At 59.1% G+C, this 6,260-nt stretch carries 6 protein-coding genes and 1 pseudogene; all 7 read left to right on the forward strand.

Going from position 1 to position 6,260, the window contains the following annotated elements; translation table 11 throughout:
• Nucleotides 1–18 precede the first annotated feature (18 nt).
• The 7 genes and pseudogenes from hscA (at nucleotide 19) to AW06_RS03495 (ending at nucleotide 6,251) form a co-directional block, all read left to right on the forward strand.
• Entirely contained in the window at nucleotides 19–1,920 is a 1,902-nt protein-coding gene (gene hscA / locus AW06_RS03470) for a Fe-S protein assembly chaperone HscA (RefSeq protein ID WP_034945618.1), read from the forward strand.
• Nucleotides 1,917–2,258 (forward strand): ISC system 2Fe-2S type ferredoxin, encoded by a 342-nt coding sequence (gene fdx, locus AW06_RS03475; protein ID WP_034945621.1) that lies wholly within the window; start codon nucleotides 1,917–1,919, stop codon nucleotides 2,256–2,258. The genes hscA and fdx overlap by 4 nt, the downstream gene beginning before the upstream one ends.
• Nucleotides 2,255–2,449 (forward strand): Fe-S cluster assembly protein IscX, encoded by a 195-nt coding sequence (iscX, locus tag AW06_RS03480; RefSeq protein WP_034945624.1) that lies wholly within the window; start codon nucleotides 2,255–2,257, stop codon nucleotides 2,447–2,449. Before fdx ends, iscX begins: the two co-directional genes overlap by 4 nt.
• On the forward strand, nucleotides 2,446–2,835 hold the full coding sequence (locus AW06_RS03485) for a DUF2237 domain-containing protein (protein ID WP_034945627.1): 390 nt from the start codon (nucleotides 2,446–2,448) through the stop codon (nucleotides 2,833–2,835). Before iscX ends, AW06_RS03485 begins: the two co-directional genes overlap by 4 nt.
• A gap of 451 nt (nucleotides 2,836–3,286) precedes the next feature.
• On the forward strand, nucleotides 3,287–4,357 hold the full coding sequence (locus AW06_RS03490; protein WP_034945630.1) for a hypothetical protein: 1,071 nt from the start codon (nucleotides 3,287–3,289) through the stop codon (nucleotides 4,355–4,357).
• 384 nt (nucleotides 4,358–4,741) lie between these two features.
• A pseudogene (locus tag AW06_RS19815) lies at nucleotides 4,742–4,880 on the forward strand (IS4 family transposase); the annotation flags it as partial.
• A 429-nt stretch (nucleotides 4,881–5,309) separates the two neighbouring features.
• Nucleotides 5,310–6,251, forward strand: a complete 942-nt coding sequence (locus AW06_RS03495; RefSeq protein ID WP_273704348.1) for an agglutinin biogenesis protein MshI — start codon at nucleotides 5,310–5,312, stop codon at nucleotides 6,249–6,251.
• The last annotated feature ends 9 nt before the right edge of the window (nucleotides 6,252–6,260 follow it).

Here is a 6,260-nt window from a genome sequence, read left to right on the forward strand (position 1 = left end):
AGTACCAGGAACTTCTTCATGGCATTGTTACAGATTGCAGAACCAGGCGAGTCCACGGCGCCGCACCAGCACCGGCTGGTGATCGGCATCGACCTCGGCACGACCAACTCACTGGTCGCAACGGTCCGCAGTGGCCTGGCGGCCGTTCTCGGCGACGAACTGGGGCGTCCCCTGCTGCCCTCGGTGGTACGCTACCTGCCCGACGGACATAGCGAGGTCGGTTACGAAGCGCAAGCGAAACAGGCCCTTGATCCGCGCAACACCATCGTCTCGGTCAAACGCTTCATGGGCCGCGGCTTGCAGGACATTGCCAACCGCGAAGGCATGCCCTACCTGTTTGACGATGCTCCTGGAATGTTGCGATTGCACACCGCTGCCGGGCTGAAAAGCCCGGTCGAAGTCTCGGCCGAGATCCTGCGCACCCTGCGTCGGCGTGCCGAAGCATCGCTGGGGGGCGTACTGCTCGGTGCGGTGATCACCGTTCCCGCCTACTTCGACGATGCGCAGCGACAGGCCACCAAGGATGCTGCTAGGCTGGCAGAACTCCCGGTGCTGCGCCTGCTCAACGAGCCGACCGCAGCAGCGATTGCCTACGGTCTCGACAACGCTGCCGAAGGCGTCTATGCCGTCTATGACCTCGGCGGTGGCACTTTCGATATCTCGATCCTCAGACTGTCGCGCGGCATCTTCGAGGTGCTGGCAACCGGTGGCGACTCGGCACTGGGTGGTGATGATTTCGACCATCGCATCTTCTGCTGGATCCTCGAAACCGCCGGGCTCAGACCCCTGTCGGTCGAAGATGCCCGGATGCTCCTGACACGCGCTCGCGAGGCCAAGGAATACCTGACCTTTCACGGCGTTGCCCAGATCAACGCGCATCTGAACAGTGGCGAGCAGATCGACCTGACACTGACCACCGAAATCTTTGCCGAAATCACCCAGACACTGGTAGCCAAGACCATGCAACCAGTGAAGAAGGCGTTACGCGATGCCGGTCTGTCGGTTGCCGAAGTCAAGGGCGTGGTGATGGTCGGTGGCGCCACGCGCATGCCGCAGGTGCAGCGCGCCGTTGGTGACTTTTTCCGTCAGGATCCGCTGAACAATCTCGATCCCGACAAGGTCGTCGCCATCGGAGCGGCCAAACAGGCCAACCTGCTGGCTGGCAACGGCCTGGCCGGCGATGACTGGCTGCTGCTCGATGTGATCCCCTTGTCGCTGGGTCTCGAAACCATGGGCGGTCTGGTCGAGAAGATCGTTCCCCGTAATTCGACGATTCCGACGGCGCGCGCGCAGGAATTCACAACCTTTCGCGACGGCCAGACGGCGCTCGCCCTGCATGTCGTACAGGGCGAGCGCGAGTTGGTCAGCGATTGCCGTTCGCTGGCGCGCTTCGAGTTGCGTGGCATTCCTCCGATGGTCGCTGGCGCTGCCCGCATCCGCGTCACTTTTCAGGTCGACGCTGATGGCCTGCTGGCGGTGACCGCCCGTGAAAAGACTTCTGGCGTTGCTGCGAGCATCGTCGTCAAGCCCTCGTACGGACTGTCCGACGACGAAATTGCCGGCATGCTCAAGGACTCTCTGGTGCACGTCAGAGACGACGCGCTGCAACGTGCGCTCAAGGAAACGCAGGTCGATGCCGAACGATTGGTCCAGGCAGTCAGCTCGGCGCTGGCTCGCGACGGGGATCTGCTGAGCGCCGACGAACGGGCTCGCATCGACCTCGACATCGCTAGGTTGCAGGCGGCGGTACGCGGTGACAAGCGACGTCAGATCATGCTGGCGATCGACGAACTCGAAGCCGATACTCAGAATTTCGCTGCGAGACGCATGGACAAATCGATCCGGCAGGCTTTCACCGGCCGCAACATCAACGATCTGGATGGTGGGTCCGGCGGGGCAAGTACGGGGGAGACCGTATGACCCAGGTCATCGTTCTACCACACATCGAACTCTGTCCAGACGGAGCAGTGATCGACGCTAGGCAGGGCGAGTCGCTCTGCCAGAACCTGCTCGAAAACGGCATTGCCATCGAGCACGCCTGTGAGATGTCGTGTGCCTGCACCACCTGCCATGTCATCGTGCGTGAAGGCTTCGCCGACCTCGACCCTTCCGACGAGGTCGAGGACGACTTGCTCGACAAGGCTTGGGGTCTCGAACCGAATTCCCGCCTGTCGTGTCAGGTGATCGTCAATACAGCGTTGCTGGTGATTGAGATCCCGCGTTACTCGATCAACATGACCAAGGAGGGGCATCGATGAAATGGACTGACATCAACGATATCGCTGTCGAACTCGTGGAAGCGCATCCTGAGGTCGACCCACTGAAGATCAACTTCGTCGACCTGATGAACTGGGTGCTCGCCCTGCCCGGTTTTGACGAAGATTCCAGACACTGTGGCGAGAAAATTCTCGAGGCGATCCAGCAAGCCTGGATCGACGAGTTGACATGAAACCCGGCGATATGGGCGGAGGCCAGCGCAACGTTCTCGGTGGACCACTGGGGTCCTGCAGCGAAAAGCCGATGACCGGATTTTTTCGGGATGGCTGCTGCAACACCAGCGACGAAGATTTCGGCAGTCACACCGTTTGCGTGCTGCTGACTGCCGAATTCCTCGAATTCTCGAAAGCGCATGGCAATGACCTGTCGACGCCACGCCCCGAATTTGGCTTTCCCGGCCTGCGCCCCGGCGATCGTTGGTGCCTCTGTGCCGCCCGCTGGCGTGAAGCCCTTCATGCCGGCAGGGCGCCGCGCGTCGTTCTTAACGCCACCAACGAAGCTGCACTGCTGATCGTCGGCCTTGATGATCTCAAACGCCATGCGGTCGACCTGAACTGAAAAACGACTAAGCCATCATGATGGGTAATCCGATCGCCTCCGATGATGAAAGCGGGCTTTCACGGTAACGGTCATCATGACTTTGCCCTTTCCCCGATCCCTTCCACGGCTTGCCCTGCATCGCGGGCCGGCTGCAGCGACGGGAGCGATGCTCGGAAACCCCGTCTTCCCCATAGCCTTATACACAACTCATCTGACATCATAAATATCGATATGAAACAATAAGTTACCGAATTGCATAAAAACCTGCTCGTTTGAGCATGTTTCATCTAAAAATCAACGATTTAGATCGCTTTTTTGCTCATGCTGAATGAGTTGTGTATAAGGCTATGCGTCTTCCCCCCAGCGAGGGAGAGAGGAGATTGGTGAGTCGCTGACACGACTTTCACATTAAAGAATAACCTCCCGTCTGCCGTTGTAGCGTTTACCTCCATCCACTCAGGCAGCCACCATGAAAATCACCAGTTCCGAGATGCAACTGCTCTCGTCGCATGTCGCAGCACAAAAAACCGAAGTCCGCGAATCGATGCGCGTGTGGGTCGGTGCTCAGCGGCCGGACTTCGAGGGTCGCGGCGATGCGCGTGCTCCCGCAGATCAGGTCACTCTTTCCGACGCCGGCAGGGCGGCAGCACAGGCGGATGCAATGGAAGGTAGTACCGACGAGACCGAGAGTGATCCACGCATGCTGCTGATGCGAGCCCTCGTTCGCATGCTGACCGGGGAAGACGTCCGCGTCTTCGATGTCGCCGAGTTGCATGCACCGGCTGCGGCGCAGGTGCCGGCCGAGGCGGCGCCAGTTGCCAGCGTTGCCCAGGGTGAACACGTTGCTGTAGCGCAAAGGCCAGCAGGTTACGGCGTCGAATACGACTACCACGCGTCGCACAGCGAATTCGAGCAAACCTCGTTCGCTGCCAGCGGGGTGATCAAGACCGCCGACGGCCAGGAGATCCGCTTTGACCTGGAGCTTCAGATGTCGCGCAGCTACCACGAAGAGAGCGATGTCAGAGTGCTCCTCGGCGACGCTACGCGCCAGAAGAAAGATCCCCTGGTGATCAATTTTGCGGGCAATGCCGCCCAACTCAGCGACCAGCTTTTCAAGTTCGATCTCGATGCTAACGGGACCGCCGAGAGTATCAGTCGTCTCGCCTCCGGTAGCGGTTTCCTGACCCTCGATCGCAACCACGACGGGCAGATCAACAACGGTAGCGAGCTTTTCGGGACCAGAAGCGGCGATGGCTTTGCTGACCTCGCGGCACTTGACGGAGATGGTAACGGCTGGATCGACGAAAACGACGCGGCCTATGCCCAGCTCGGGGTGTGGACGCCCGATGCAGGTGGTGGTGGCAAGGTGCTAAGCCTCAAGGAGGCCGATGTCGGCGCACTCAGCCTGGCCCGCGTCGCGACACCTTTCGATCTACGTAACGGCAGCAACGAAACCCTTGGGCAGATCCGCAGCAGTGGCGTCTTCCTGCAGGAAAATGGCGGGGTCGGCAGTCTACAGCAGGTGGACCTCAGCGTCTGACCGAGGAAATTTTTCTTGGCGTCGTCGCCGACGAAGTGCGCAAGCGGTCGTTAATCCATGCACGGCGATCACTACTCAAGGCGTTCAGGACGAAGCTCAAGCGGGGAGAGTCTGAGGAGAGGCTGGCCTGGAAAGTGAGGATCAGGGCGAGGAAGAGGCTGGTGCCTGGTAGCGAGATACGAATCAATGATGCAGTAGGTATCGGCCCCTTCTTGGTCCGGAAGCCGCTGGGGACCTTCTGTTTGACCCTGGATTATAAAGGTCTTGGTGGATCTCCGGTAATCTCCCGTCTGGGCAGAAGACTTGGGAGGGACGAAGAGGTGGAAAGAAGTGTTGGATCGGTTTGAGCGTAAGGCGTTGGTATGCGTGATGGCGTGAGGAGCGCTGGAGCAGGCGTTGCCTGCGAACTGGATCGGATGAGGTTCTCGAGTCCCATCGTCAGTGCCAGTACGCACGAGAACTGCAGATGTCCAGTGTGGGGGAACGGATGTTGCTGGTGTCACTGGGCCTTCGCGCGTCCCTTCGCCCACAAGCTCCACCAAGCTCTATTGGTTTCGCATAAGATCCCGGGAAGTCAAAACCAAGCGTAACACCGGTTTCCTGACCACAACCGGCAGAGATCCACTTATCAAAGAAGATTTTCTGTCCAGCCAAACGGGGCCACCTCTCTTAGCCGGCAACTTCGCAGAGCCCGGCGCGCTGGCTGTCATGCTGGCTGAACTGGGGACGCCTGCGGGAGCACTGGTGGTGATGGACGCCGGTATTGCGACCGACGCCCTTCAGGGGCCGCGATCATCAACACATTGACCTATCCGGGCTTACCGCCATCTTTCCGGGAAGGTTAAATTGTGCCTCCCAGATGAGTCAGGAGGGGGAGTGGGCGGAGTTCTTGCCGACAACCTGGAATATGACCATACGGAATATAAGCCCCCCAATATATGCAAATATCATAGTGTGGCGCCTTGTCATTGAACGGCTTAGTCGGTATATTTCAACGAAACGATTGCAGGGCAAGAAAATTATTCCGTTTCCCTTCACACGCCGCAAGTCAGGCTGGTTGGCCATCATTCCGCAGGGTGGCGAGGTGACGCTTGTGCATGTGGTGCGCGAACCGAATTCACGTCCGGAAGTCAGGCTGCTCGACTCTTTCGCCCTTGAGAATGGCACCCACGAAGCTTTGCAGCGTCTGCGTGTGACACGGCAACTCAAATCCTATGTTTGTACGACTTTGATGGGTGAAGGCGAGTACACCGTTTCGCAGCTTGAGGCACCGCCGGTACCCGCAGAGGAGCGCAAGGAGGCCTTGCGCTGGGTGCTCAAGGAAATTGTGAGCTATCAGGTTGATAGTGCCTGCATCGACGTGCTCGATATTCCAAGAGCGGGCTTGCCACCAGGGCGGGCGGCGAGCGTTCTGGTGGTCTCCGCCGCAGAGCAGGCAGTGCGCGCACGAGTCAGGGCATTTGAGGAAGCCAGGATACCGCTGGAGGCGCTGGACATTCCCGAGTTGGCACAACGTAATGTGGCGGCCCTGCTGGAAGACGAGAATCGGGGTCTGGCGTTTCTCCGTATCGACGAGACCGGCATGATGCTGACGCTGACCTTTCAGGGCGAGCTGGTTGCCGTGCGGCGCGGCGAGATCAATTCGGGGCAATTGAACGGGCGTGATGCGGATCAACGGGCGCTTGTGCAGGAACGTTTGGTACTTGAGTTACAGCGCAGCCTCGACAATTTTGATCGGCAGTACAGCCAGATTCCCATTTCCAAGGTGATTTTGGCGAGCCATCCACAGGTCGGGAATCTTGTCAGCGAACTGGGAGAAAACATCTATGTACCGCTCAAGGAGATGGATCTCTCGTCGGTCCTCGATTTCCCGGCGATGCCGGAACTAAGGTGATTTCCTCAT

Source organism: Candidatus Accumulibacter cognatus (assembly GCF_000584975.1).
In the GTDB taxonomy this organism is placed as follows: Bacteria; Pseudomonadota; Gammaproteobacteria; order Burkholderiales; family Rhodocyclaceae; genus Accumulibacter; species Accumulibacter cognatus.

Excerpts from the sequence above, each read along its gene's own strand:
- iscX (WP_034945624.1), top strand. The coding sequence starts at position 2,255 with ATGAAATGGACTGACATCAACGATATCGCTGTCGAACTCGTGGAAGCG.
- fdx (WP_034945621.1), top strand. The coding sequence starts at position 1,917 with ATGACCCAGGTCATCGTTCTACCACACATCGAACTCTGTCCAGACGGA.
- AW06_RS03485 (WP_034945627.1), top strand. The coding sequence starts at position 2,446 with ATGAAACCCGGCGATATGGGCGGAGGCCAGCGCAACGTTCTCGGTGGA.
- AW06_RS03490 (WP_034945630.1), top strand. The coding sequence starts at position 3,287 with ATGAAAATCACCAGTTCCGAGATGCAACTGCTCTCGTCGCATGTCGCA.
- hscA (WP_034945618.1), top strand. The coding sequence starts at position 19 with ATGGCATTGTTACAGATTGCAGAACCAGGCGAGTCCACGGCGCCGCAC.